This is a genomic window from Pseudomonas sp. HD57-3 (genome assembly GCF_056113135.1).
In genome coordinates this window covers 5,707,501-5,731,729 of sequence record NZ_CM148568.1, presented here as the reverse complement: position 1 = coordinate 5,731,729, position 24,229 = coordinate 5,707,501, and the positions used below count along the sequence as shown (strand labels likewise).

Genomic DNA, 24,229 nt, shown 5'->3' with positions numbered 1-24,229 from the left:
CTCTCGACGGTCTCAGTTCACAGCGGACGTCGCTTCGACATGGCGCGGCAATGTCACCCGGATACGGGTGCCGCGCTGGCTCTGAACATCAGCCGGGCTGTCGATGGTGATTTGTCCATAATGCTCTTCAACGATGGAATAGACCAGTGCAAGGCCCAGGCCGGTGCCTTCGCCAGGATCCTTGGTGGTGAAGAAGGGTTCGAACAATCGGTCCATGATGCTCGACGGAATACCGCTGCCTTCGTCTTCGACGATCAGATCGACCGTGTGTTCGCCGGCTTCGCTCTTGACCCGCACCGCACTGCCGGCAGGCGAGGCGTCACGGGCGTTGGAGAGCAGATTGATCAGCACCTGGGCGAGCCGCTGCGGGTCGCCTTCGACCCAGTGATCGGGATCGCACAGGTTGTAGAACTGGACTTCGAAATTGCGCCGGTTCAGCGCCAGCAGGCCGATGGCGTCCTGGGCGACTTCCGCCAGACAAACGGGCTCGTCACTGTGCTGATGGCTGCCGGCGTGGGCGAAGCTCATTAACGACTGGACGATGCGTGACACGCGTTTGGTCTGTTCGAGGATCTGGCCGCTGATTTCTGTCAGCTCACCATCTTCTTCGCGCTCTTCCCGCAGGTTTTGCGCCAGGCAGGCGATGCCGGTGATCGGGTTACCGATTTCGTGAGCAACACCCGCTGCGAGTCGACCGATGCTGGCCAGGCGCTCGGAATGCACCAGTTTGTCTTCGAGCATCTGGGTTTCGGTCAGGTCTTCCACCAGCAGCACCAGGCCGCTGTTGCCCGGTGCCAGCGGCTCGTCGATGGCCGCTTTGTGCAGGTTCAGCCAGCGGGTCTGGCCGTCGAGGGCCAGGTGCTGCTTGTGCAAGTGCTCGTCGGGCAGGTGGATGAAGCCTTGCAGCAGGTCTTTCCATGGATTGGCGATGGTGCTCAGGCGCGAACCGACCACCCGTTGCGCGGCAATCCCGGTCAATTCTTCCATGGCCTTGTTCCACATCAGGATCTCCTGATCCTTGGCCAGCGAGCAGACGCCCATCGGCAGTTCCTGCAGGGTCTGGCGGTGGTAGCGGCGCAAGGCGTCGAGTTCGGCGGCCAGCCCGGTCAGACGCGAGTGGTAATCCTCGAGGCGGCTTTCAATGAAATGGATGTCTTCGGTGACGTAGTTTTCGCCGCCGGCCTTGTACGGCAGGAAGGTTTCCACCATGTCCTGGGCGACGCTCGGTCCCATCAGGCCGGACAGGTTGGCTTCGATCCGGTCGCGCAGGCGGCGCAAGGCATAAGGGCGGCGCTCGTCGAATGGCAGATAAAGGTCGCGCAGGGCCTGTTCGACTTCTTTCTGCGCAGCCTTGGCGCCCAGCGGCTTGGCCAGTTGCGTGGCGAACTCTTGCGGGGAGGCTGCGTGCAATTCGCGGCGTTGCGGACGGCGCACGTTATCCACAGCGCAGGCTTCGGCAGCGCTGGCCTCTTCCGGGCTGGCATTGGTAAACAGCGAAATCAGCGTGAACATCAGGACGTTGGCTGCGAGCGAGGCGATGGCCGCCATGTGCCAACTGGTGTCGTCCAGCACGTAGATCATGTTCAGCAGCGGAATATAGAAACCCTGCAGATTGCCGACCAGCGGCAACAGCATGGTCACCACCCACACCACAATCCCCGCCAGCAGACCGGCGATGAAACCGCGGCGATTGGCGGTCGGCCAGTACAGTACCGACAGCACACCCGGCAGGAATTGCAGGGTGGCAACGAAGGCGACGATGCCGAGGTTGGCCAGATCCTGCTCGGCGCCCAGCATCAGATAGAAGCAGAAACCGGCCATGATGATCGCGACGATCAGCGCCCGGCGGGTCCATTTCAACCAGCGATAGATATTGCCTTCGGCCGGCGGCTGGTAGAGCGGCAGCACCAGATGGTTCAGGGCCATGCCCGACAGCGCCAGCGTGGTGACGATGATCAGGCCGCTGGCCGCCGACAGTCCGCCGACATAGGCCAGCAACGCCAGCGACTTGCTGTTGGCGGCGATACCGATGCCGAGGGTGAAGTATTCCGGATTGGTGGTGGCGCCGAGTTTCAGGCCGGCCCAGAGAATCAGCGGCACGGCCAGGCTCATTAACAGCAGGAACAGCGGCAGGCCCCAGCTCGCGCTGACCAGCGAGCGTGGGTTGAGGTTTTCGGTGAAGGTCATGTGATACATGTGCGGCATCACGATCGCCGAGGCGAAAAACACCAGCAGCAACGTGCGCCACGGGCCTTCCTGCAATGGTGTATGCAGGGCGGCGAGGGCGGTCTGGTTCTGCAGCAGCCACAGTTCGAGCTGTTGCGGGCCGTCGAACACGCCGTACAGCGCGTAGAGGCCGACGCCGCCGAGGGCGGCCAGTTTGATCACCGATTCGAAAGCAATCGCGAACACCAGCCCTTCGTGCTTTTCACGGGTGGCGATATGGCGCGAGCCGAAGAAGATCGTGAACAGGATGATCAGCGCACAGAACGCCAGGGCCACGCGATTCTGCACCGGTTCGCCGGTGAGGATGCCGATGGAATCGGCCACGGCCTGGATCTGCAACGCCAGCAACGGCAATACGCCGATCAGCATGAAAATCGTGGTCAGCGCACCGGCCCAGGTGCTGCGAAAGCGGAAGGCGAACAGGTCTGCCAGCGACGACAGTTGATAAGTGCGGGTGATCTTCAGAATCGGATACAGCAACACCGGCGCCAGCAGAAACGCGCCGGATACCCCGAGATAACTGGACAGAAAACCGTAGCCGTACTGATAGGCCAGACCCACCGTGCCATAGAACGCCCACGCACTGGCGTAGACCCCCAGCGACAGGGTGTAGGTCAACGGATGGCGAATGATCGCCCGGGGGATCATGCCCCGTTCACTGATCCAGGCCACGCCGAACAACGCGGCCAGGTAGGCGGCGCTGATCAGCAGCATCTGGGTCAGGCTAAAGCTCATCGGCATCTTTTTGGCTCTGCAGGATGAAGGTCACGACAATCAGGATCAGCCAGAGCAGATAAGGGCGATACCAGGCGCCCGTAGCGTCGATCCACCAATCCATGATGGCGGGAGAAAACAGGTAGATCCCCACGACCAGAAGCAGGACCAAGCGATAGATGTACATCCCGGCCTCTCTTTTTTATGCGCGTGCCCGAAAACGTGCGGCGATGGTAACGGATGGGCGCGCCACTGCAAGTGTCGTCACAGCAGTTGCGCTTCGGGCAGAGTCAGTGTGCGCGGGATTTTCAAGGCATCCCAGTGGGCGCTGCCCCAGTTCAACAACTCTTGCGGCGAAGCGTGGGCCAGTTCTGGGCCCGGGTTTTGCCCCAGTGCGCGCAGGGCCCGCAGCAACAATGGCGTGGCCTGATCGGCTTCCAGCGGTGGCGAGCGATAGGACTTGCCGAGCTTGTTGCCGTCCGGCTGGGTAATCAGTGGCAGATGCAGATAGCGCGGTTGGCGCAGGCCCAGCAATTCCTGCAGGTAGAGCTGGCGCGGCGTGGAGTCGAGCAGATCGGCACCGCGCACGATGTCGGTGATGCCCTGCCACGCGTCGTCCAGTACCACCGCCAGTTGATAGGCGTAGAGACCGTCGCGGCGGCGGATCACGAAATCACCCACGTCGCGGCCCAGATGCTGGCGGTATTGGCCCTGCACCCGGTCGATGAAGTGGTATTCCAGCTCCGGCACGCGCAGACGAATCGCCGCGTCTTCCTGGCCGTGGCCGGCATTGCGGCAAAGTCCCGGATAAATGCCGTGATACGGCTCCAGTTGTTTGCGTGAGCAGGTGCAGGCGTAGGCGAGGCCGTGATTGAACAGGCTGTCGAGCACTTGCGCGTAGGCCTCGTGCCGATCGCTCTGGCGAACCATCTCGCCGTCCCATTCGAAACCGTAGCTTTCCAGCGCTTTGAGAATCGCCGCTTGCGCGCCCGGTTCCTCGCGAGGCGGATCGAGGTCTTCCATGCGCACCAGCCAACGGCCATTCACCGAGCGGGCATCCAGATAAGAAGCGAGCGCCGCTACCAGCGAGCCAAAGTGCAGGTGTCCACTGGGGGTCGGAGCAAAGCGGCCAATGTAGGCGGGGGAGGTGTTGGCAGTCATGAGGGCGATGTTACTTGAGAGTCAGAAAACAGCAGAAACAAAAACGGAGCGTTCGCACGCTCCGTTTTTCGTTCAGGCCGGGATTATTTGCCGACCTGCTTTTCCTTGATTTCCGCCAGGTTCTTGCAGTCGACGCACATGTCGGCAGTCGGGCGGGCTTCAAGGCGCTTGACGCCGATCTCGATGCCGCAAGAGTCGCACCAGCCGTACTCTTCGTCTTCGATCAGTTGCAGGGTCTTGTCGATCTTCTTGATCAGTTTGCGCTCGCGGTCGCGGGCGCGCAGCTCGAGGGCGAACTCTTCTTCCTGGCTGGCACGGTCGGCCGGATCAGGAAAGTTGGCCGCTTCGTCTTTCATGTGATCAACAGTGCGGTCGACTTCCTGCATCAAGTCCAGTTTCCACTTGGTCAGGATCTTGGTGAAGTGCGCGCGCATTGGAGCGCCCATGTACTCTTCGCCCGCTTTCGGGACGTAGGGTTCGAAACCGCTGAGTGTCTGACTTGCCTGTTGCTTTGCTTGGGTGGGCATGAAATGGACCGCCTCTACTCTTGTAATCCATTGCGCAGGATTGCTCCATCACCGACACCTGCCGGCCCTGCGGCTGCAAGCGGGCGAACTTACCAGATCAATTCGGCCCGCGCTACTCCCGGATGTCGAGCGCGCGGCCGGTGGGGCTTGCAAATGTTTGCCAAGCCATGTCCGGTGATGTTGCAGACCTGCTCAATCACTGATTTTAGTCAATCCTGGAGCGTACGCCCGGGTCGTTACAGTCCAGTGTTCTTGAGGCTGTGACCGTTGCGGGTTCTCGCTCGTTCCGGCAGATGGGTAGAATCGTTTCTTTTCCCTCGTTGAAGGAAGGCCAATGGCTCAGCCCTACAGTGCGCGCAGTCGTGCGATCGAACCGTTCCATGTGATGGCGTTGCTGGCGCGGGCCAATGAATTGCAGGCCGCCGGCCACGACGTGATCCACCTGGAAATCGGCGAGCCGGACTTCACCACTGCCGAACCGATCATCCGCGCCGGCCAGCAAGCCCTGACGAACGGGAAAACCCGTTACACCGCGGCCCGTGGCATTCCCGAGCTGCGCGAGGCGATTTCCGGCTTCTATCAAGCGCGCTACGGCCTGAACATCGATCCTCGACGGATTCTCATCACGCCGGGCGGCTCCGGCGCGTTGCTGCTGGCCAGTGCGTTGCTGGTGGACCCAGGCAAACACTGGCTGCTGGCCGACCCCGGCTATCCTTGCAACCGGCATTTTCTGCGGTTGGTCGAGGGCGCGGCGCAGCTTGTGCCGGTCGGCCCGGACGTTCGCTATCAACTGACGCCGGACCTGGTGGCGCGCCACTGGGATCACGACAGCGTCGGCGCGCTGGTCGCTTCGCCAGCCAACCCGACCGGTACGATTCTGACCCGCGATGAGCTGGCCGGTTTATCCACAGCCATCAAGGCGCGTCACGGGCATCTGGTGGTGGACGAGATCTATCACGGCCTGACTTACGGCACCGACGCAGCCAGTGTGCTGGAAGTCGATGACAGTGCGTTTGTCCTCAACAGTTTCTCCAAATATTTCGGCATGACCGGATGGCGCCTCGGCTGGCTGGTGGCGCCGGATGCGGCGGTCAGTGAGCTGGAAAAACTCGCGCAGAACCTCTACATCAGCGCACCAAGCATGGCCCAGCACGCGGCGCTGGCCTGTTTCGAGCCGGACACCATCGCGATTCTCGAAGAGCGCCGCGCCGAGTTCGGCCGCCGTCGTGACTTCCTGCTGCCGGCACTGCGGGAACTGGGCTTCAACATCGCCGTAGAGCCGGAAGGCGCGTTCTATTTGTATGCCGATATCAGCCAGTTCGGCGGCGATGCCTTCGCGTTCTGCCGGCATTTTCTCGAAACCGAACATGTAGCCTTCACTCCGGGGCTGGATTTCGGTCGCTATCAGGCCGGCCATCATGTGCGCTTTGCCTACACGCAAAACCTCCCTCGCTTACAGGAAGCGGTGGAACGCATCGCCCGTGGCTTGAAGAGCTGGCAAGGCTGATGCGCTTTCATCCTCCTCTTGAAGAAGGCCGGTTGATCCGCCGTTACAAGCGTTTTCTCGCCGATATCGAAACCGTTGGCGGCGAGTTGCTGACCATTCATTGCCCGAACACCGGCTCGATGCTCAATTGCCAGGTTGAGGGCGGGCAGGTCTGGTTCAGCCGTTCCAATGACCCCAAGCGCAAATTGCCTGGCACCTGGGAAGTCGGAGAAACTCCACAGGGGCGGCTGTTTTGCGTGAACACCGGGCGCGCCAATGCACTGGTCGAAGAAGCCTTGCAGGCCGGCGTCATCAGTGAGCTGAACGGATTTACCGGGCTCAAGCGCGAAGTGGCATACGGACAGGAAAAGAGCCGGATCGATTTTCGCCTCGACTATCCGACGGGCCCGGCCTACGTGGAAGTGAAAAGTGTCACGCTGGGTTTTGACGGCACGGCAGTGGCGGCGTTTCCCGATGCGGTGACAGAGCGCGGCGCCAAGCATTTGCGTGAGCTGGCGCATCTGGCCCGGGACGGGATTCGCGCGGTGCAGCTGTACTGCGTCAATCTCACGGGTGTCGAAGCGGTGCGTCCTGCCGAGGAAATCGACTCGGCCTACGCCGCTGCGTTGCGCGAGGCGGTGGCATGCGGAGTCGAGGTCCTGGCGTACGGCGTGCGTTTGAGCCATGAAGAGATAGTGATCGACCGGCGCCTGGACGTGCTGCTCAACGGTTAAACATCGATCCATAGCCCTTGCGCGTCTTCACGGCAAGGGATGGCCGTCAGCGATTGCCCGGCGCACGGGCCGGCGACGCATTCACCGTCCTCGATCAGAAACAGTGCGCCGTGGGTGGCGCACTGGATCAGGCTGTTGCTCGGGTCGAGAAACTGGTCGTGCTGCCATTCCAGGCCAACGCCCCGATGCGGGCAACGATTGAGATAGACGTAAGCCCGCCCCGCGCGGCGCACGGCAAACAGTTTTTTCCCGTCGATATCGAAACCGCGACTGCCGTCCTCAACCAGATCGGCACCCGCGCAAAGAAACTTCATGGCTATCCTCAAATGTCGGCTCGTGTCTGGATATGTCCGAGCTTGACGTTCAAATGCAAACAATTATCAAATGGCCGCCTTCGCCCGTGGCGAGGTGACCGCTGCCGAGGATACTTGGCCTGCCGTTCCGATGCCCGGGAAAACCTTTCAAGGAAGCTGTCTATGCGCCTGAGTACCCGCGTTGCCGTGCTGTGTGTCGGACTTTTGGTCAGCCACCAGGCTGCAGCGGCCGAGTTGCCGCAACGTTGGGTCAGCGCCGGCGGCGCGTTGTCGGAGTGGGTGAGTGCGCTGGGTGGCGAGGCGAAACTGGTGGGCGTCGATACCACCAGTCAGCACCCTGACTCTCTCAAGTCGCTGCCGAGCATCGGCTATCAGCGCAGCCTGTCGGCCGAAGGCATCCTCAGCCTGCGCCCGGACATCCTGATCGGCACCGAAGAAATGGGCCCACCGCCAGTGATCTCGCAGGTCCGCAGCGCCAAGGTGCAGGTGGAATTGTTCTCGGCTCAGCCGGATCTGCCGACACTGGAAAAAAACGTTACTCATCTCGGGCAGTTGCTAGGGGCCGAAAGTCAGGCCGCGCAATTGCTGCAGAGTTATCAACAGCAACTCGATGCGCAAAAGGCGCGAGTGGCTGAAGCGCAAACCCAGCAAAAAGCGCCGGGCGTGTTGTTGCTGCTCGGGCATGCCGGCGGCAAGCCACTGATCGCCGGCAAGGACACCGCCGCCGACTGGCTGCTGCAGCAGGCGGGCGGGCATAACCTCGCGACGCACACCGGTTACAAGCCGTTTTCCGTGGAGTCCCTGGCCAGTCTCGATCCTGAAGTGCTGGTGTTCGCTGACCGTGCGCTGACCGGCGACGCGGCGAAAGCGGCGCTGTTCAAGGAAAACCCGATCCTCAATTCCAGCCGTGCGGCCAAGACCGGACGGGTGCTGGAGCTGGACCCGACGCTGCTGGTGGGCGGGCTCGGGCCGCGTTTGCCGGCAGCGCTGAAGACCCTGACTGACGGTTTCTACCCGGCCCAGAGCGGCCAATGACCACGCTGGTCAAACCCCGTGGCTTGTTTATCGGCCTGATCCTGCTGTGTCTGCTGGCGATCTGGCTGTCGCTGGCGCTGGGGCCGGTCAGTCTGCCGTTATTCGATACCTTGCGCGCAGCACTGCGCATGATTGGTGTGCCGCTGGCGCCGGACGGGCTGGAACAGGCTGAACTGATTCTCGGGCAGATTCGTCTGCCGCGTACGTTGCTGGGGCTGGCCGTCGGTGGCGTGCTGGCGCTGTCCGGGGTGGCGATGCAGGGGCTGTTTCGTAATCCGCTGGCCGATCCGGGGTTGGTCGGCGTCTCGAGCGGCGCGGCGTTGGGCGCGGCGGTGGCGATTGTCGGCGGTTCGTTTTTCGGCGGTCTCCCGGAGTGGTTCGGGCCTTATCTGCTGTCGGTTTGCGCGTTTCTCGGTGGCCTTGGCGTAACGGCGTTGGTCTATCGGCTCGGCCGCCGTAATGGGCAGACCAATGTCGCGACCATGTTGCTGGCGGGTATCGCTCTGACGGCGCTGGCCAGCTCGGCGGTGGGGCTGTTTACCTATCTGGCTGATGACGCGACATTGCGCACGTTGACGTTCTGGAACCTGGGCAGCCTCAACGGCGCGAGCTATGCACGGTTGTGGCCGCTGCTGATCATCACCGCCGGTGTTGCACTGTGGCTTCCGCGTCGGGCGAAGGCGCTCAATGCGTTGCTGCTCGGCGAATCGGAAGCCGGGCATCTGGGGATCGATGTCGAGCGGCTCAAGCGCGAACTGGTGTTCTGCACGGCGCTGGGTGTCGGCGCGGCGGTGGCAGCGGCGGGCATGATCGGCTTTGTCGGGCTGGTGGTGCCGCATCTGGTGCGCTTGCTCGCAGGGCCGGATCATCGGATATTGCTGCCGGCATCGGTGCTGGCCGGCGCGAGTCTGTTGCTGCTGGCGGATCTGGTGGCGCGGCTGGCGCTGGCGCCGGCGGAACTGCCGATCGGCATCGTCACCGCGTTCATCGGTGCGCCGTTCTTCCTTTATCTGTTGCTGCGAGGGCGTGCCTGATGTTGCGTGCGCACAATCTGCACATCCGCCGTGGCCGCAAGACCGTTCTGGCCGATGTCAGCCTGCAACTCGAACCGGGCGAAGTGCTTGGCGTGTTGGGGCCGAATGGCGCCGGCAAAAGCACCTTGCTCGGTGCGTTGTGCGGTGAGTTGAGTGCGCACGAGGGGGAAGTGCTGCTGGACGGTGAGGCCTTGAGTCATTGGAGCGGCACTCAGCGCGCCCAGCGGCTGGCGGTATTGCCGCAGGTGTCGACCCTGGATTTTGCCTTTCGTGTTGAGGAAGTCGTCGGCATGGGGCGTCTGCCTTATCAGAGCGGACGGGTGCGCGATGACGAGATTGTCGCTGCCGCATTGCGGGCGGCGGATGCCGGGCATCTGAGTGGCCGCAGTTATCTGGCGCTGTCCGGCGGCGAGCGTCAGCGGGTGCATCTGGCGCGGGTGCTGACACAGCTTTGGCCGGGTCAGGCAGGGCAGACGTTACTGCTCGACGAGCCGACCTCGATGCTCGATCCGCTACATCAACACACGACGCTGCAAGCGGTGCGCGAATTTGCCGATCGTGGCGCGGCGGTGCTGGTGATCCTGCATGATCTGAATCTGGCGGCGCGCTATTGTGATCGCATCCTGCTGCTGCAGGGCGGGCGCCCGGTGGCGCTGGATACGCCGCAACAGGTGTTGCGCCCGGAATCGCTGAAGGCGGTTTTCGGTCTGGAAGTATTGGTGCAGCCGCACCCGGAGCGCGGGCATCCGCTGATCATCGCCCGCTGATGTCGTCATCGAGGTGAATGTATGCGCGGGATTTTGCTGTTGGCGGTGTTGTGGCTTGCAGGTTGCCAGCATGTTGCGGCGCCGCCGGTCGTGGGCGAGATCCGTGATCTGCGTAGCGGCGAGAGTCTGACGGCGCAGCAATTACTGACGCAACTGAGCAGGCCGACGCGGCTAATCATTGGCGAACAGCATGACAACGCCGATCACCATGCCCTTCAATTGTGGTTGTTGCAGAACCTCGAAGAAACGCGACCCCAAGGCAGTCTCCTGTTGGAAATGCTGACGCCCGATCAACAGTCGCGCGTCGATGACGTGCGCCATGCCGCAACGCCACCGGTTGATCTTCCCGCTGCATTGGCCTGGCAGGACGGTTGGGACTGGAATCTCTACGGCCCGATTGTGCGGTTCGCCCTGACGCAATCCTGGCCGTTGCTGGCAGCCAACCTCGATAACATCGAAATTCGTGCGTTCTATCGCGATCCTCCGGTTTTGAGCGGTGAGCACAGCAACGCCAAATCCGTGAAAGAGACGCTGTTGGAGCAGATCGGCGATTCTCACTGCGGCTTGCTGCCGTCATCACAAATGCCGGCGATGCTGGCCGTTCAACAACAACGGGATCGGCGCATGGCCTCGCATTTGTTGGCGGCGCCTGCGCCTGCGTTGTTATTGGCGGGCGCGTATCACGCGCGCAAGGATGTGGGTGTGCCGCTGCATGTGCTGGATTTGGGCGCGCCCGAAGCGCCGGCGGTGCTGATGCTGGCGGAGCAGGGCAGTCAGATTACGGCGGCGATGGCTGATTATGTCTGGTACACACCCGCCACCCCGAAACCGGATTATTGCGCCGAGATGCGTAAACAGTTCAGTAAAAAATGACTTTTCCACAGGCAAAAAAAGACCCGGTAAAAACCGGGTCAAATAACCGTGATTAGCCTGATGAGGAGATAATCTGAGAGTCCGAACCAAGGGCTTTTCAGAATATCGACTGATCTCGCGACCAGTTGTGATAATCATAGCGATTCTCATTACCAAGTCAACTGCTGTTTTTTCATTTCTGTCGTTTTGTCCCGGCAATGGCGTAAACGCCCGGTGAATCCGGGCGTCAGATCTGGGCTGTGAGCTGCTTGTTGAGCTGGTCGATACGCCTCGCCATGCTTTCGATCAGGCTGTGGGCGATTTTCGGATTGGTGCGGGTCATGCTCAGAAACTGATCGCCGGGAATCAGCATTACGGTGCTCGCCTCCCGGGCAATGACCGTCGCGTTGCGCGGCTCGCCAGTAAACACAGCCATTGCACCGAATATTTCATCCTTGGGCACGTCGCCTACCTTGTGCCCGTTAACAAACGCTTCGGCGTGTCCTTCGATAATCACGAACACATGGTCGGCGTCATCGCCCTCGCGGATCAGAACGTCCCCAGCTTCAACCCGCTTGAAACCGTTGGTGCTGCGAAACTCGCGCGGCTTGAACTCGGCGACTGCGTGCGCCAGCAACGCCATCTGCCCGAGCAGGTAGCGCAGAAACTGCTCCGAGCGCGACGTTTCGCCGTACACATGTTGAAACAAATCGCTTCGGCGATAGGGCAGTAACGTCAACGGGTTGTCCGTGTGTAGCGTGCAATCCGCCCATTCCGGACCCTGTTGCAGGCCGATCAAATCGCCCTCATGCCAATAGAACAGACCGCGTCCACCCAGCCGGCCGGTGATGACACCCTGCGTGAGCAAGAACAACTGGTCGTCCGGCAAACGTGCCAACAGATCATCCGTGGCTTCCAGTTCCAGCGCTGGTCCGCACGGCGCCAGGCCTTCGAGCCATTGCGCAGGCAAGCTCTGCAAGTGGTTGATCAATGCATCGGCCTGGGCCGATTGTTCCCCGAGCAGGTACATGGCGTTCAGTGCCCGTTAGTTCTTGTGGCGAGAGGAAATGGCTTCCAGCTGCTTGTTCAGCGCATCCTTGCGTTCGGCGGGAATGTCGTTCCAGTGCACATCCATCAACGCCCCTTCGATCGCGTACAACAACACCTTCGACGCCCGGAACCCGCGAGTGCGCACCGCCCGGTAGGCATCCACCGCGCCCAGGCGACGCAAGTCGGAGGCGCTATGGATGCCCACGGCATGCAGCCATTGCGCCGACGTCTTGCCAAGATTCTTCAGGTGTTGCAGTTCATCATTCATCAAGCCTCCTTGCGACGGCCGAATGGTGCGTGGGCGAGCTTCTCAGGAGTGTAGCCATCAGTAGGAAAAGCGTGGTTGTTTGGTCGGATTCAACGCAAACGCTTCTAAGAAACGTCAGTTTCCGTTGATGAATCAGGATGGGAGGGCGAGGGAGAATTACCAATAGCACGCAGTCCAGCGCAAAGCGGGGGCGCTGGACGGTTCAGGTTTTTAAAAGCTTCAGCGAGTGCGATAACGCAGGCGCGTACCGAAATTCATCGACATCAGGATTTCGTCGGCACTCAGCTCCGGCGGGAAGTAGGCCCCGGAAATCTGCGCATGAGCCAGGCTCGCGCCTTCCAGCGAGGCGTTGCGAAAGTCGATGCCGCGCAGGTCGGCGGAACGGAAGTAGGCGTCCCGGAAATCCACGCCATCGGCGTTCAGTTCGCGCAGGTCGAGGCCACGAAAATCACCGCCAACCATGTCGATCGGGCCGTCTTTCGGGCGTTCATTGTTGAAACCTGTGATGTCGTCTTTGTGCAGCAAGGCATAAAGCGGGGTGTCGAGAAGTTTCGGCTGGCTCATGTCAAATCACCTGTTGGTTTTATGACGCCAGTATAGTGCCACTATTTGACGGCCGTGAAGCGAGCGAGGGCTTCACGGCCGAAATAGTTTCTTACAGACCTGGCAGGCGCTGACGGATCTGCGCCACGACGGTATCCAGGGTGCCGGATTCATTGGTCTGCACGCGTTTGCTGCGCAGGATTTCTTCCGGCGTCAGGGCTTCGCGGTTGGCCTGTTGTGCTTCGATCACGGCGAGGGTCGCGTCGGACGGATCCTTCTTGTCCGCCTGACGAATCGCCAGCCAGCTCTCGATCACGGCCTGCGGAGCATTGCAGTCGAGAATCAGGAATGGCGCGCCAGTGGCTTCGGCGACCTTGGCGGCGTTGTCGCGTTGTTCGCGCTTGAGGTAAGTGGCGTCGATCACCACCGGGAAACCGGCGTGCAGGATCACTTCGGCGATTTCATGCAGACGAGCATAAGTCGCAGTGCTGGCATCGGCGCTGTAGATCCCGGCCTGAACATCATTGGCAACGGTTTGCTCGCCGAACAGACGTTTGCGCTCGACATCGGAGCGCAGACGGATCGCGCCCAGCGCTTCGACCAGGCGCATGGCCACATGGCTTTTGCCTACAGCGGACACGCCGTGGGTAATCGCCATGAAGCGCGAAGGAATGGTGCTGTAGCTTTCAGCCAGGTTCGCGTAGTTGCGGTACTGGCGCAGGGTGGTGGCGCGCTGCACCGGAGTGGCATCGGCCGGCATGCTGAACAGTGCGACTTTCGCACGTACCAATGCGCGGTAAGCCTTGTAGAAGTTCAGCACTTCCAGGCCTTGATAGTCGCCGGTCAGTTCCAGGTACTGGCTGATGAAGCGACGGGCCAGGGATTTCAGGCCACGGTCTTCCAGGTCCATTGCCAGGAAACCGGTGTCGGCCCAGACGTCGGTGAAGCGGAATGGCTCGTTGAATTCGATGCAGTCGAAGATCACGACTTTGCCGTCGATCAGCGTGGCGTTGCCCAGGTGAATGTCACCGTGGCATTCGCGAGTTAAGCCGTCTGCCTTGCGCTTGGCGAACAGCGGTTTCAGGCGATCGAAGCTGCTTTCAGCCCACGCTTGCAGGGCGTCGAGTTGCAGCAGGTCGTTTTTGTCGCTGAGGAACGGCAGGATCTGTTCGAAGTTCTGGCGCACCGGCGCCATTACGCTTTCAGGCGTGCCGGCATCGTGCTCGGCCGGAACTTTCGGCGCGTTGAGGTGGAAGCGGGCGATCTGTTCGGCCATTGCGTCGACATGCGCGGTGGTCAGCTCGCCGTTGGCTTGCAGGGTGCTAAGCAGGCCGCTCTGCGGGAACTGGCGCATTTTCAGCAAGTATTCGATGGCCGGGCCTTCGCCGCCCAGTTGCGGAGCTTCGGCACTGCCGGTTACGGGAATCACTTCCAGATACAAATCTTCGGTCAGGCGCTGGTTCAGGCGCAGCTCTTCACCGCAGAAGTGTTCACGGGAATCGAGGCCGGTGAAATCAAGGAAACCGAAATTCACCGGCTTCTTCACTTTATAGGCGTAGGGGCCGGTGAGCAGTACCCACGAGATATGGGTTTCGATGACCTGGAACCCTTCGACGGGATGCGGGTAGAGGGCCGGGTTTTGCAGGGCAGCGATCAGGGACTGGCTCACGGACGATCCTTCAGAGACTGGGGGAAATTCAAGGCGCTCATTATGGCCGCTCGCCAGCCCGACGCAAACCTCGGAGCGCTCCTGTTGAGTATGAATAAAGTGCGTATAATCCGCCGCCATGACTCGTACTCGATCCCCCCGTACCCCTAAAAAACCAGCTTCCCGGGGCCTGCGCCCATGGTTGAGCTGGGCCCTTAAACTCAGTCTGGTCGGCCTTGTGGTGCTGGCCGGCTTCGCCGTTTACCTCGATGCCGTGGTGCAGGAGAAGTTCTCCGGCAAGCGCTGGACCATCCCGGCCAAGGTGTACGCGCGTCCGCTCGAGCTGTTCGTCGGACAGAAGCTGAGCAAGGACGATTTCCTCACCGAACTCGATGCCCTGGGCTATCGCCGCGAAGCCGTGAGCAACGGTCCCGGCGCCGCGGCGGTCAATGGCAACACGGTCGATCTGAATACCCGTGGCTTCCAGTTCTACGAAGGCCTCGAGAAACCGCAGCCGGTGCGCGTGCGTTTCTCTGGCGATTACGTGGCCGAACTCTCGGCGACCAACGGTTCGAAGCTCTCCGTGGTACGCCTGGAGCCGCTGATGATCGGCGGTATCTACCCGAAAAACCTCGAAGACCGGATTCTGATCAAGCTCGATCAGGTGCCGCCGTATCTGCTGGAAACCCTGGTCGCCGTGGAAGACCGGGATTTCTACAGCCACTGGGGCGTGTCGCCGAAATCGATTGCCCGTGCCGTTTGGGTCAACACTTCGGGCGGCAAGATGACCCAAGGCGGCAGTACGCTGACCCAGCAACTGGTCAAGAACTTCTACCTCACCAACGAACGCAGCCTGACCCGCAAGCTCACCGAAGCGATGATGGCGATGCTGCTTGAGTTGCATTACGACAAAAAGGAAATCCTTGAGGCTTACCTCAACGAAGTCTTTGTCGGTCAGGACGGCCAGCGTGCGGTGCACGGTTTCGGTCTGGCCAGCCAGTTCTTCTTTGCTCAGCCTTTGTCTGAGCTGAAGCTGCACCAGGTAGCGTTGTTGGTCGGCATGGTCAAAGGTCCGTCCTATTACAACCCGCGTCGCAACCCGGAGCGGGCGCTGGAGCGACGTAATCTGGTGCTCGACGTGCTTGAGCAGCAGGGCGTTGCTTCCGCCGAACAAGTGGCCGCCGCGAAGAAAATGCCGCTGGGCGTGACCACGCGCGGCAAGCTGGCCGACAGTTCTTTCCCGGGCTTCATCGATCTGGTCAAACGCCAGTTGCGTGAAGACTACCGCGACGAAGACTTGACCGAGGAAGGCCTGCGGATCTTCACCAGTTTCGATCCGATCCTGCAGATGAAAGCCGAAGCGTCGGTCAACGACACCTTCAAGCGCCTGTCCGGTCGCAAGGGTTCCGACGACGTGGAAGCGGCGATGGTCGTGACCAACCCGGAAACCGGTGAAGTCCAGGCCATGATCGGCAGCCGTCAGGCGAGTTTTGCCGGCTTCAACCGCGCATTGGATGCCGTGCGGCCGATCGGCTCGCTGATCAAGCCGGCGGTTTATCTGACGGCGCTGGAGAAACCGAGTCAGTACACGCTGACCAGTTGGCTGTCGGACGACCCGCTTTCGATCAAAGGCGCAGACGGACAGGTCTGGAAACCGCAGAACTATGATCGTCGCTCCCACGGCACAGTGTTCCTGTATCAAGGGTTGGCACATTCCTACAACCTGTCGACCTCGCGTCTCGGTCTGGCGGTTGGTGTTCCGAATGTCCTGAAGACATTGGCGCGCTTGGGCGTGACCCGCGAGTTTCCGGCGTTCCCGTCGATGTTGCTCGGCGCTGGCGGCATGACCCCGATCGAAGTCGCGACCATGTACCAGACCCTGGCCAACGGTGGCTTCAACACGCCGATGCGCGGGATTCGCAGCGTGCTGACTGCCGATGGCGAGCCGCTCAAGCGTTATCCGTTCCAGATCGAGCAGCGTTTCGATCCGGCCTCTATCTACCTGATCCAGAACGCCATGCAGCGGGTCATGCGTGAAGGCACCGGCAGTTCGGTTTATAACGTGTTGCCAAGGACCCTGACACTGGCGGGCAAGACCGGTACCAGTAACGATTCGCGCGACAGCTGGTTCGCCGGTTTCAGCCAGGATCTGCTGGCGGTGGTCTGGCTCGGCCGTGACGACAACGGAAAGACGCCGTTCACCGGCGCTACCGGCGCGTTGCAGGTCTGGACCAGTTTCATGCGCAAGGCCGATCCGCTGCCGCTGGACATGCCGCAACCGGATAACGTGGTGCAGGCCTGGGTCGATTCGCGTACCGGTCAGGGCTCCGATGCCAACTGTCCGGGCGCCGTGCAGATGCCGTATATTCGCGGCAGCGAACCGCCACCCGGCGCCTCCTGCGCGGGCGAAAGCCCGGCATCGGGCGAGTCGGTGATGGATTGGGTCAAGGGCTGGATGAATTAAGCAAAGAGGGTTTCAAGTGAACAAGTTGTTGATTCCAGCGGTGACCGCCGTGGCTTTGCTCAGCGGCTGCTCCACCGTACAGCGTGGTTCGATTCCGGTTGTGGACTCCGGCACTGCCGTATCCAACAGCGAGCGCATTTCGGCCAATGGCGGTTTCCGTCAAACGACGGTGAAACGTCCTGCACAGGCCCAGACCCAGGCGATCCCGCAAGGCGATACCGGTGTGGTGGTGATGGTGCCGGGCGGCGCAGCGGCTTCGGCACCGATCAGCACTTCGCCGATCGTTCCGGGCCCGGCGTCCGGCGGCATCACGCCGGGACCGTATAACCCGTCGGCGGTCGAGTCGGCACCGATCAGCTCCGGCAGCTACAGCATGCCTTCGACGCCGAGCGGCATTCCTTCGGCCAGCAGTGGCGGTGGGCTGTCTGCCGATGAACAACTGGACGGCCCGGTTCTCGCACTGTTGAGTACAGCGCAACAGCAGCAGGCCGGTGGCGACCTCAACGGCGCATCTTCCAGCCTGGAGCGTGCACAGCGTGTAGCGCCGCGCGAGCCGCAAGTGCTTTACCGTCTGGCGCAGGTGCGCATGGCCCAGGGCGATGCGCCGCAAGCCGAGCAGACCGCTCGCCGTGCACTGACCATGGCCAATGGTCGTCCGGACTTGCAGGCCAGTCTGTGGGAATTGATCGCTCAGGCACGTGAGAAGCAAGGTGATTCCGCCGGCGCCACTCTGGCCCGTCAGAAGGCCAAGGTTTCGCTGTGATGGACAGTCGTTTCTCCAAGGTCGCCGATCAATTGCTGTTGATCGAGCGTGAACTGCGCGCCCAGGGCTGGTGGGATGACGTCCAGCCCTCGGTCGAAGCCCTGAGCAGTGTCGAGCCATTTTCGGTCGACACCCTCGATTTCGAGCAGTGGCTGCAATGGATCTTCCTGCCGCGGATGAAGATGATCCTCGAACAGGATCTGCCATTGCCCAATGCCTCGGGCATTCAGGAAATGGCCGAGATGGTTTTTGCCCAGCGCAATCTGCAGGGCAAGGATCGGCAGCTTCAGGTATTGCTCAAAGAGTTCGACCTGCTGATCACCGCTTCGCGCTGAACCGGAAACTGCCAGTGGTTACTGGCAGTTTTCCGCAATCTGTTTTTGTGCCTCCGCAGTACGTTGCTGGCGCTGGTCGTCGCTCAGCCGCCGCAATTCTCCCTCTACTTCCTCCCTCAAACGCGGATTGTTCTGCAGTTGCGCGAGATTCGTGCGCGCCTGTTCGCAAAATGCCTTGAGCTGATTCTGTTGCTCGGCCACTTGCTTCTTGACCTTGTCATCGATGGCTTTCTGGTCGCCCAGCGCGCCGCTGCCAGGCAATGCGGCCGGTATTGGTGCGGGAGAGGAGGGCGTCTTAACGGAGGTGGATGACTGCCCTTGTGGTGGCTGTTGATCGAAATGGGTGACGCCCTGGGCATCGACCCATTTGTAGATCTGACCGGCCATACACCATGGGCTGGCGCCGATTAGCAGAGTTAAGAGAAGCGTTCGCATGCTGATTCCTTGGCAAAACTGCGCAATTGAAGCTAACAGAGTAGCGGTTTCCAGGTTTTTTCTTGCGTTCTCATGTGCTTACCCACAATTAAGCACATAGACGGCTTGACTTGCAGAGGGCGAAACAGAAGAATCCAAAGTCCGCTGTACAGGGACTGCCAGAAGCAGACCCTCTCGGCAGATCATGAGGCGCATATCCGCGTCGACCTGTTACACCCGCAACGCGTTACCTCGCGCTGGGTGGGAAAGGCCCGCAACACTTGGGACGATCCCAATACTTGCTCAGTCAGTGCTGACGTAGTCGGCGACCACCGTCGCTCATGCTCTGCCGAGAAGTAAACCTATTAAGACCCGTTCGCTTTTTTGTGGACGGTATTCTGGCGTTTTAGAGGTGAACAACGTGGAGCTTTTATCTGGCGGTGAGATGCTCGTCCGCTTTTTGCGTGACGAAGGCGTCAAATATATCTACGGGTACCCGGGTGGTGCTCTCCTTCATGTTTACGATGCCCTGTTCAAAGAACCGGAAGTGACCCACATCCTGGTTCGTCACGAACAAGCGGCTACCCATATGGCTGACGGCTACGCCCGTGCCACCGGTAAAGCCGGCGTGGTATTGGTGACTTCCGGTCCAGGCGCCACAAACGCCATCACCGGTATCGCCACCGCTTATATGGATTCGATTCCAATGGTGATCATTTCCGGTCAGGTGCCAAGCACCATGGTTGGCACCGACGCGTTCCAGGAAACCGACATGATCGGTATCTCCCGGCCGATCGTGAAGCACAGCTTCATGATCAAGCACGCGTCCGAAATCCCGGAAGTCATGAAGAAGGCCTTCTACCTGGCGCAATCCGGTCGTCCGGGCCCGGTCGTGGTCGATATCCCGAAAGACATGACCAACCCGGCCGAGAAGTTCGAATACATCTTCCCGAAGAAAGCCAAACTGCGTTCCTACAGCCCGGCCGTTCGCGGTCACTCCGGGCAAATCCGCAAGGCGGCAGAAATGCTCCTGGCGGCCAAGCGTCCCGTGCTGTACTCCGGCGGTGGCGTGATCCTCGGCAACGGCTCCGCGCCGCTGACCGAACTGGCGCAAATGCTCAACCTGCCGGTTACCAATACCTTGATGGGCTTGGGTGGCTACCCTGGCACTGATCGTCAGTTCATCGGCATGCTCGGCATGCACGGCAGCTACACCGCGAACCTGGCGATGCACCATGCCGATGTGATCCTGGCAGTCGGCGCGCGTTTCGACGATCGCGTGATCAACGGCGCGCCGAAGTTCTGCCCGAACGCCAAGATCATTCACATCGACATCGACCCGGCTTCGATTTCCAAGACCATCAAGGCCGACGTGCCAATCGTTGGTCCGGTGGAGAGTGTTCTGACCGAAATGGTCGCGATCCTCAAGGAAATCGGCGAAACCCCGAACAAGGAAGCGGTCGCCAGCTGGTGGAAGCAGGTTGATGAGTGGCGCGGTGATCGCGGCCTGTTCCCTTACGACAAGGGCGACGGCAGCAAGATCAAGCCACAGACCGTGATCGAAACCCTGTGCGAAGTGACCAAGGGCGACGCCTTTGTGACCTCCGACGTGGGCCAGCACCAGATGTTTGCTGCGCAGTACTACAAGTTCAACAAGCCGAACCGCTGGATCAACTCCGGTGGCCTGGGCACGATGGGCTTCGGTCTGCCGGCCGCGATGGGTATCGCTCTGAGCTTCCCTGACACCGATGTTGCGTGCGTCACCGGTGAAGGCAGTATCCAGATGAACATCCAGGAACTGTCGACCTGCCTGCAATACGGTTTGCCGGTCAAGATCGTGATCCTGAACAACGGTGTTCTGGGCATGGTTCGTCAGTGGCAGGACATGAGTTACGGCAGCCGTCACTCGCACTCCTACATGGAATCGTTGCCTGACTTCGTCAAGCTGGCTGAAGCCTATGGCCACGTCGGCGTGCGCATCACCGAATCGAAAGATTTGAAGTCGAAGATGGAAGAGGCGTTCGCCATGAAAGATCGCCTGGTGGTGATCGATATTTCGGTCGATACCAGCGAGCACGTCTATCCGATGCAGATCAAAGACGGCTCCATGCGCGATATGTGGCTGAGCAAGACGGAGCGTACCTAATCATGCGGCACATTATTTCCTTGCTTCTGGAAAACGAACCCGGTGCTTTGTCTCGCGTAGTCGGCCTGTTCTCGCAGCGCAACTACAACATCGAAAGCCTGACCGTGGCGCCAACCGAAGACCCGACCCTGTCGCGTCTGACGCTGACCACTGTTGGCCACGATGAAGTCATCGAGCAGATCACCAAAAACCTGAACAAGCTGATCGAAGTGGTCAAGCTGGTGGACCTGTCGGAAAGCGCTCACATCGAACGCGAACTGATGCTGGTCAAGGTCAAGGCCACTGGCGCCCAGCGCGCCGAGATCAAACGCACCACCGATATTTACCGTGGACAGATCGTCGACGTCAGCGCCAGCGTGTATACCGTTCAACTGACCGGTACCAGCGACAAGCTCGACAGCTTCATTCAGTCCATCGGCACCGCATCGATTCTGGAGACCGTCCGCAGTGGCGTCACCGGTATTGCCCGCGGCGACAAAGTACTCAGCATCTAAACCAAATTAGCGAATGGCCTGAACGGCCTGGATATAAAGGGGAAATTCATGAAAGTTTTCTACGATAAAGACTGCGACCTGTCGATCATCCAGGGCAAGAAAGTTGCCATCATCGGTTACGGCTCCCAGGGCCACGCCCAAGCGTGCAACCTGAAAGATTCCGGTGTCGACGTTACCGTCGGTCTGCGTAAAGGTTCGGCTACCGTTGCCAAGGCTGAAGCCCACGGCCTGAAAGTGACCGACGTGGCTGCCGCAGTTGCTGGCGCCGACCTGGTCATGATCCTGACCCCGGACGAGTTCCAGTCCCAGCTGTACAAGAACGAAATCGAGCCGAACATCAAGAAAGGCGCCACCCTGGCCTTCTCCCACGGCTTCGCGATCCACTACAACCAGGTTGTTCCGCGTGCGGACCTCGACGTGATCATGATCGCGCCGAAAGCCCCGGGCCACACCGTACGTTCCGAGTTCGTGAAGGGCGGCGGTATCCCTGACCTGATCGCGATCTACCAGGACGCCTCGGGCAACGCCAAGAACGTTGCGCTGTCCTACGCCGCCGGCGTTGGTGGCGGTCGTACCGGCATCATCGAAACCACCTTCAAGGACGAGACCGAAACCGACCTGTTCGGCGAACAAGCCGTTCTGTGCGGCGGTACCGTCGAGCTGGTAAAAGCCGGTTTCGAAACCCTGGTTGAAGCTGGCTACGCGCCGGAAATGGCCTACTTCGAGTGCCTGCACGAACTGAAACTGATCGTTGACCTCATGTACGAAGGCGGTATCGCCAACATGAACTACTCGATCTCCAACAACGCTGAATACGGCGAGTACGTGACCGGCCCGGAAGTGATCAACGCCGAATCCCGTCAGGCCATGCGCAACGCCCTGAAACGTATTCAGGACGGCGAATACGCCAAAATGTTCATCAGCGAAGGCGCAACCGGCTACCCTTCGATGACCGCCAAGCGTCGTAACAACGCCGCTCACGGTATCGAAATCATCGGCGAGCAACTGCGCTCCATGATGCCGTGGATCGGTGCCAACAAGATCGTCGACAAAGCCAAAAACTAAGTCGTTGAACCTTGTATGAAAAAACGCGGCCTCGGCCGCGTTTTTTCGTATGGGCGGGCGGTTCTGGTATAAAGCTGCATCGTTTGTGGCCGAACCGTCGTCCCAGACACCTGTCGAAAATGTCCAATCCGTTGCAAGGTACTGTCCATGAGCGAACGTCCCGAAGAGCCGAACCAGGCTTCCGACGCCGAAAGCCTGCTGCCCATCGATGAGCACATCGAAGAAGGGCATGACGCAGAAGGCCGTAAAGTCCGGCATCGTGGTATCTATCTTCTGCCGAATCTGTTCACCACTGCGAACCTGTTCGCAGGGTTCTATTCCATCATCAACTCGATGAGTGCCCAGGCTGCGTTGAGCGCCGGGGATGCCGCGAATGCGAGCAAGTACTTCGCCTTTGCTGCCATCGCGATTTTCGTCGCGATGGTGCTCGACGGCCTTGATGGTCGCGTAGCGCGCATGACCAATACCCAAAGCGCCTTCGGCGCCGAGTACGACTCGCTGTCGGACATGGTCGCCTTTGGTGTCGCGCCGGCATTACTGGCTTTCGGCTGGGCGCTGGGTGACATGGGCAAGGTCGGCTGGATGGTTGCCTTCATTTATGTGGCGGGTGCGGCATTGCGTCTGGCGCGCTTCAACACTCAGGTAGGTACCGCCGACAAGCGCTACTTCATCGGCCTGGCCAGCCCGGCTGCTGCTGGTGTGGTCGCGGGTATTGTCTGGGCGTTCAGTGATTACGGGATCCAGGGTTCGAAGATGTCATTCCTGGTTGCACTGATGGTGGCGGCTGCCGGCATGCTGATGGTCAGCAACATCAAGTACAACAGCTTCAAGGAGCTGGACTTGAAGGGGCGCGTGCCTTTCGTGGCGATCCTTGCAGTGGTGCTGGTCTTTGCCGTGGTGTTCAGCGATCCGCCTCGCATTCTGCTGCTGGTGTTCCTCGCCTATGCCGCTTCGGGCCCGGTGCAGTATCTATTGCATCTTCGTCGTCACAAACACACCGAGTGATGTAATTTCCCTCATACTCCGCAGTCTATGGTGCATCTGTCCTCCAAAGCTGCGGAGTTGCCATGCTGATCAAAGTCCCCAAAACGTCCGACTGCCATGAGTCGGGCGTCACGCCTGAATCCATTTATCTCTCTCGCCGACAATTGCTCGGAGCGACTGCAGCCGGTTTGGCCATGAGCAGTCTGCCGCGTTGGGCCAGTGCCGAAGAGGCTGCCCGCTATGCCGATGTCGACGCCGGAAAGGCGCCCGCCTGGTTTGCCGAGAAGCTGCCCTCTGTCAAATGGGGCGCGGTGAACGTCAAGGATGAGGCGATCACACCTTTCAAGGACGCGACCCATTACAACAACTTCTATGAGTTCGGCACCGACAAGGGTGACCCGGCGGCCAATGCCGGTTCGTTGAAAACCGAACCGTGGAGTGTTGTCGTGGACGGGGAGGTGGGTAAACCGGGGCGTTATGCTCTGGAAGACTTCATGAAGCCTTACCAGCTGGAAGAGCGTATTTATCGCCTGCGCTGTGTCGAGGCGTGGTCGATGGTGATTCCCTGGATCGGTTTTCCCATTTCGGCACTGTTGAAGCAGGTAGAACCTACTTCCAATGCCAAATACATTCGCTTCGAAACCTTGCAGGATCCGAAGAGCATGCCCGGACAGCGTTCGGGATTTGCCCTGATCGACTGGCCTTATGTAGAAGGTTTGCGTCTGGATGAGGCGATGAATCCCTTGGCTATTCTGGCGGTGGGCATGTATGGCCGCGAATTGCCAAACCAGAACGGTGCGCCGTTGCGTTTGGTGGTGCCGTGGAAGTACGGCTTCAAGAGCGTCAAATCCATCGTGCGGATCAGTCTGGTCAGCGAACAGCCGAAGACAACCTGGCAGAGCATTGCCGCGGATGAGTATGGGTTCTATGCGAATGTGAACCCTACTGTCGACCATCCACGCTGGACTCAAGCGCGGGAGCGGCGACTGCCTAACAGTCTGTTCAAGCCGAATGTGCGTGATACGCAGATGTTCAACGGCTATTCGGATGAGGTCGCTTCTTTATATACAGGGCTCGATCTGCGGAAGAACTACTGATGCGATATCCGATCTGGCGCGTAGGCGTTTTCCTGGCTACGGCGATCTGGCCGCTGTTGTGGTTCTATCAGGCTTTTGCGGATCTGCTTGGGCCAGATCCGGGGAAGG

Annotated in this window: 25 protein-coding genes (1 of these 25 cut by a window edge); 15 read left to right on the top strand and 10 right to left on the bottom strand. The window is 60.3% G+C overall.

Translation table 11 applies throughout. The features are described from left to right. Positions 1-12: 12 nt before the first annotated feature. The 4 genes from AC0R79_RS25980 to dksA all read right to left on the bottom strand — a co-directional run bounded on the left by AC0R79_RS25980 (position 13) and on the right by dksA (position 4,628). The gene (locus AC0R79_RS25980; protein WP_007959612.1) at positions 13-2,967 is read right to left on the bottom strand and encodes a sensor histidine kinase; all 2,955 of its coding nucleotides are present in this window, start codon (positions 2,965-2,967) and stop codon (positions 13-15) included. After that, positions 2,951-3,127, bottom strand: a complete 177-nt coding sequence (locus tag AC0R79_RS25975) for a hypothetical protein (protein WP_003176118.1) — start codon at positions 3,125-3,127, stop codon at positions 2,951-2,953. The genes AC0R79_RS25980 and AC0R79_RS25975 overlap by 17 nt, the downstream gene beginning before the upstream one ends. Before the next feature lie 77 nt (positions 3,128-3,204). Continuing rightward, positions 3,205-4,101 carry a tRNA glutamyl-Q(34) synthetase GluQRS gene (gene gluQRS / locus AC0R79_RS25970; RefSeq protein WP_127799952.1) on the bottom strand — a complete coding sequence of 299 codons (897 nt, stop codon included), beginning with the start codon at positions 4,099-4,101 and terminating at the stop codon, positions 3,205-3,207. 83 nt (positions 4,102-4,184) lie between these two features. Beyond that, positions 4,185-4,628, bottom strand: coding sequence for an RNA polymerase-binding protein DksA (dksA, locus tag AC0R79_RS25965; protein WP_007959616.1), 444 nt, complete (start codon positions 4,626-4,628; stop codon positions 4,185-4,187). Positions 4,629-4,962: 334 nt separating this feature from the next. On the opposite strand from dksA, the gene AC0R79_RS25960 reads away from it, so the two are divergent. Together AC0R79_RS25960 and sfsA are read left to right on the top strand one after the other, a co-directional pair. Next, the gene (locus AC0R79_RS25960; protein ID WP_127799950.1) at positions 4,963-6,135 is read left to right on the top strand and encodes a pyridoxal phosphate-dependent aminotransferase; all 1,173 of its coding nucleotides are present in this window, start codon (positions 4,963-4,965) and stop codon (positions 6,133-6,135) included. After that, complete coding sequence (gene sfsA, locus AC0R79_RS25955; RefSeq protein ID WP_474732246.1) at positions 6,135-6,848, top strand: DNA/RNA nuclease SfsA; 714 nt, start codon at positions 6,135-6,137, stop codon at positions 6,846-6,848. The genes AC0R79_RS25960 and sfsA overlap by 1 nt, the downstream gene beginning before the upstream one ends. On the opposite strand, the gene AC0R79_RS25950 is transcribed toward sfsA, so the two are convergent. Further along, positions 6,845-7,162, bottom strand: coding sequence for a Rieske (2Fe-2S) protein (locus AC0R79_RS25950; protein WP_474732244.1), 318 nt, complete (start codon positions 7,160-7,162; stop codon positions 6,845-6,847). The genes sfsA and AC0R79_RS25950 overlap by 4 nt on opposite strands. Before the next feature lie 162 nt (positions 7,163-7,324). On the opposite strand from AC0R79_RS25950, the gene AC0R79_RS25945 reads away from it, so the two are divergent. From AC0R79_RS25945 to AC0R79_RS25930, 4 genes are read left to right on the top strand one after another with little or no spacing between them, the layout of a single operon-like run. Then, positions 7,325-8,197 (top strand): heme/hemin ABC transporter substrate-binding protein, encoded by an 873-nt coding sequence (locus AC0R79_RS25945; protein WP_474732242.1) that lies wholly within the window; start codon positions 7,325-7,327, stop codon positions 8,195-8,197. Positions 8,198-8,247: 50 nt separating this feature from the next. Beyond that, entirely contained in the window at positions 8,248-9,231 is a 984-nt protein-coding gene (locus tag AC0R79_RS25940) for a FecCD family ABC transporter permease (protein WP_474735193.1), read from the top strand. Further along, positions 9,231-9,998: a heme ABC transporter ATP-binding protein gene (locus tag AC0R79_RS25935; protein ID WP_474732240.1), complete on the top strand. Its 768-nt coding sequence runs from the start codon at positions 9,231-9,233 to the stop codon at positions 9,996-9,998. The genes AC0R79_RS25940 and AC0R79_RS25935 overlap by 1 nt, the downstream gene beginning before the upstream one ends. Before the next feature lie 21 nt (positions 9,999-10,019). Continuing rightward, complete coding sequence (locus AC0R79_RS25930) at positions 10,020-10,871, top strand: ChaN family lipoprotein (RefSeq protein ID WP_474732237.1); 852 nt, start codon at positions 10,020-10,022, stop codon at positions 10,869-10,871. Positions 10,872-11,097: 226 nt separating this feature from the next. Here the strand turns inward: AC0R79_RS25930 and AC0R79_RS25925 are convergent, their stop codons facing one another. The 4 genes from AC0R79_RS25925 to AC0R79_RS25910 form a co-directional block, all read right to left on the bottom strand. Next, positions 11,098-11,880: a Crp/Fnr family transcriptional regulator gene (locus AC0R79_RS25925; RefSeq protein WP_375747887.1), complete on the bottom strand. Its 783-nt coding sequence runs from the start codon at positions 11,878-11,880 to the stop codon at positions 11,098-11,100. A 15-nt stretch (positions 11,881-11,895) separates the two neighbouring features. After that, on the bottom strand, positions 11,896-12,168 hold the full coding sequence (locus AC0R79_RS25920) for a TfoX/Sxy family protein (RefSeq protein ID WP_003228231.1): 273 nt from the start codon (positions 12,166-12,168) through the stop codon (positions 11,896-11,898). A 219-nt stretch (positions 12,169-12,387) separates the two neighbouring features. Next, positions 12,388-12,732 (bottom strand): pentapeptide repeat-containing protein, encoded by a 345-nt coding sequence (locus AC0R79_RS25915; protein ID WP_007959639.1) that lies wholly within the window; start codon positions 12,730-12,732, stop codon positions 12,388-12,390. Between the two features lie 91 nt (positions 12,733-12,823). Continuing rightward, the gene (locus tag AC0R79_RS25910) at positions 12,824-14,380 is read right to left on the bottom strand and encodes a bifunctional aminoglycoside phosphotransferase/ATP-binding protein (RefSeq protein ID WP_474732234.1); all 1,557 of its coding nucleotides are present in this window, start codon (positions 14,378-14,380) and stop codon (positions 12,824-12,826) included. Between the two features lie 118 nt (positions 14,381-14,498). Between AC0R79_RS25910 and mrcB the strand changes: the two genes are divergently transcribed. From mrcB to AC0R79_RS25895, 3 genes are read left to right on the top strand one after another with little or no spacing between them, the layout of a single operon-like run. Beyond that, positions 14,499-16,823, top strand: a complete 2,325-nt coding sequence (gene mrcB, locus AC0R79_RS25905; protein WP_474732231.1) for a penicillin-binding protein 1B — start codon at positions 14,499-14,501, stop codon at positions 16,821-16,823. Between the two features lie 16 nt (positions 16,824-16,839). Continuing rightward, positions 16,840-17,586: a tetratricopeptide repeat protein gene (locus AC0R79_RS25900; protein WP_474732228.1), complete on the top strand. Its 747-nt coding sequence runs from the start codon at positions 16,840-16,842 to the stop codon at positions 17,584-17,586. Next, positions 17,586-17,921, top strand: a complete 336-nt coding sequence (locus tag AC0R79_RS25895) for a YqcC family protein (protein ID WP_064599443.1) — start codon at positions 17,586-17,588, stop codon at positions 17,919-17,921. Before AC0R79_RS25900 ends, AC0R79_RS25895 begins: the two co-directional genes overlap by 1 nt. 18 nt (positions 17,922-17,939) lie before the next feature. Here the strand turns inward: AC0R79_RS25895 and AC0R79_RS25890 are convergent, their stop codons facing one another. Next, positions 17,940-18,356 (bottom strand): DUF4124 domain-containing protein, encoded by a 417-nt coding sequence (locus AC0R79_RS25890; RefSeq protein ID WP_474732226.1) that lies wholly within the window; start codon positions 18,354-18,356, stop codon positions 17,940-17,942. 400 nt (positions 18,357-18,756) lie between these two features. On the opposite strand from AC0R79_RS25890, the gene AC0R79_RS25885 reads away from it, so the two are divergent. The 6 genes from AC0R79_RS25885 to msrQ all read left to right on the top strand — a co-directional run. After that, complete coding sequence (locus AC0R79_RS25885) at positions 18,757-20,481, top strand: acetolactate synthase 3 large subunit (protein WP_085608788.1); 1,725 nt, start codon at positions 18,757-18,759, stop codon at positions 20,479-20,481. 2 nt (positions 20,482-20,483) lie between these two features. Further along, the gene (gene ilvN / locus AC0R79_RS25880; protein ID WP_003176102.1) at positions 20,484-20,975 is read left to right on the top strand and encodes an acetolactate synthase small subunit; all 492 of its coding nucleotides are present in this window, start codon (positions 20,484-20,486) and stop codon (positions 20,973-20,975) included. A gap of 48 nt (positions 20,976-21,023) precedes the next feature. Beyond that, the gene (gene ilvC / locus AC0R79_RS25875) at positions 21,024-22,040 is read left to right on the top strand and encodes a ketol-acid reductoisomerase (RefSeq protein WP_007959661.1); all 1,017 of its coding nucleotides are present in this window, start codon (positions 21,024-21,026) and stop codon (positions 22,038-22,040) included. Between the two features lie 147 nt (positions 22,041-22,187). Continuing rightward, positions 22,188-23,045 carry a CDP-diacylglycerol--serine O-phosphatidyltransferase gene (gene pssA / locus AC0R79_RS25870; protein WP_127799932.1) on the top strand — a complete coding sequence of 286 codons (858 nt, stop codon included), beginning with the start codon at positions 22,188-22,190 and terminating at the stop codon, positions 23,043-23,045. A 62-nt stretch (positions 23,046-23,107) separates the two neighbouring features. Next, positions 23,108-24,121, top strand: coding sequence for a protein-methionine-sulfoxide reductase catalytic subunit MsrP (gene msrP, locus AC0R79_RS25865; RefSeq protein ID WP_127799930.1), 1,014 nt, complete (start codon positions 23,108-23,110; stop codon positions 24,119-24,121). Then, positions 24,121-24,229, top strand: the start of a protein-coding gene (gene msrQ / locus AC0R79_RS25860) for a protein-methionine-sulfoxide reductase heme-binding subunit MsrQ (protein ID WP_127799928.1). It continues 515 nt past the right edge of the window; 109 of the gene's 624 nt are visible here — the first part of the coding sequence; it begins with the start codon at positions 24,121-24,123; its stop codon lies off the right edge, out of view. Before msrP ends, msrQ begins: the two co-directional genes overlap by 1 nt.